The sequence below is a fragment of the Solibacillus ferritrahens genome (genome assembly GCF_037027585.1).
In the GTDB taxonomy this organism is placed as follows: domain Bacteria; phylum Bacillota; class Bacilli; order Bacillales_A; family Planococcaceae; genus Solibacillus; species Solibacillus ferritrahens.
This window is the reverse complement of sequence record NZ_JAXCLE010000047.1, coordinates 1-1,739: the sequence shown is the minus strand read 5'-3', so window position 1 is coordinate 1,739 and position 1,739 is coordinate 1. Positions and strand designations below refer to the sequence as shown.

Here is a 1,739-nt window from a genome sequence, read left to right as displayed (position 1 = left end):
CTCTTATGACAACTTTTATATCATACCATCCATGCGATTGTTTTGTCAACAACTTTTTTTGGATGTTTTTTATAATCTGTTGTCGTCGTTGCGACTTATAATAATATATCACGATATTATTTATTTAGCAATAGTTATTTGCAATTTTATTTTTTTATAAGAACTATGAGTTTCTATCCGAAATCAAAACCATATATAACCTACTATTTAATAGAGTTACAGGGGTTACTTTTTATTTATTGTACCAACTATAAATCCCCCTTATTTTATATAGTTAATACAAATAATAACTATATAATACATAACAATATTTTATACAAATAACCTTACCTTGAATATTTCTACGAGTAATAACCCAAAACCTTTACTGTCGGTTCCTCTCCACCCCTTATTATTTAACACAAATACAATGTCTTCCACAATTTTAATTAGTTTATCGAAGTATTAGTGTTCAGCCACACCTTCTTTATTAATATAGTTAAGATTGGCCGTTTCAAAATAGTCTTCTTATGCTACTTCTAAGCTCGTTCCAAATCCGTAAAACAGATCTATTTTTTGTCATTGATATAAATTTGCCTATTTTTAATTTTAATGGTTTCATTGGTCAATTAGACATCTCTGTAATTGATCTGGATATTGACTAGTTCCCTTTATTACAACTAGCTCAAATAATAAAGATTGATAATAGTAATACTAATAATCTCAATATACACTCCACGTTAAAGCTATTATTTAATAAAGCTTTATACATCCCTTTTCTAACTATAATCAAATAATATCTTTTAAACCTAAAAACATTTCCAAAGCTATGTATTTGAAGTCACTCTTAAAAGTTAGATACGGTTAAGGTAGCTACCTGGGCATAAGTAAGATATTTTGTAGTGGACTCATGATCGCATAGAAAGTATCAGAATTTTGAAGGAGTAGATGAAATGAAACTGCTTAGAAAACTATAAGGAATGAAGAGTTATTGCGAATTACAACTCAAGTAAAGGGGTATTGCGCAAAGTATGATCAGAAAATATTTTATGCCACCAGTAAGAAGCGGTTAAACTAGTAATATCAATTTTTAAGGCTATTTTACGAAATAATAGACCATTCAAATCAACTTATATACTTAAGAAATGGGATCCATTTGTCTGCCTTTTTCTAGGGGAATTGAATAAATCATTGCTAAACTGTTGATGTATTTAATTCTATACAAATGACATAAATATTCTGCTAACCCGTAAAGTTGCATATTATTGAGTTAGCTGCACTTTTACGCTCACACGAAAGATGTTTCCAACAAGCTCTTTATATCAATTTGAGTATTTATTATTTTACTGTAGAATTTCAAATCTAGTTATCAAACATCCCTCACCTTTCCTCTCCATTCCTTCTTACACGTTTATGACTAAACCATATCAATGCAATTAAATGGAATGTTCGAAGCGTTGCTGAGTTGTTCAAGCTCCTCTTTTTCAGAAGAAAAATAAATAAGAATTACCTGAATAATAGTCATCCGTAAAGTTAGAAATCTCTATATTCAATTTTCCATCTCCATTATTTTCACATATCCATTTTTCAAAGGTTAATAAACTTAGCGTCTTGAAATGAAAAGACCACTTTTTTTTAAACAACAAAAAAACCACTGATTTCTCAGTGGTTTTACATGTGCGAAGCGACGTCCTACTCTCACAGGGGGAAGCCCCCAACTACCATCGGCGCTAAAGAGCTTAACTTCCGTGTTCGGTATG

Annotated in this window: 1 rRNA gene; it reads right to left on the bottom strand. The window is 30.4% G+C overall.

Annotated elements, in window-relative coordinates:
- Positions 1-1,658 precede the first annotated feature (1,658 nt).
- A 5S ribosomal RNA gene (gene rrf / locus SNE38_RS19345) occupies positions 1,659-1,739 on the bottom strand; the annotation flags it as partial.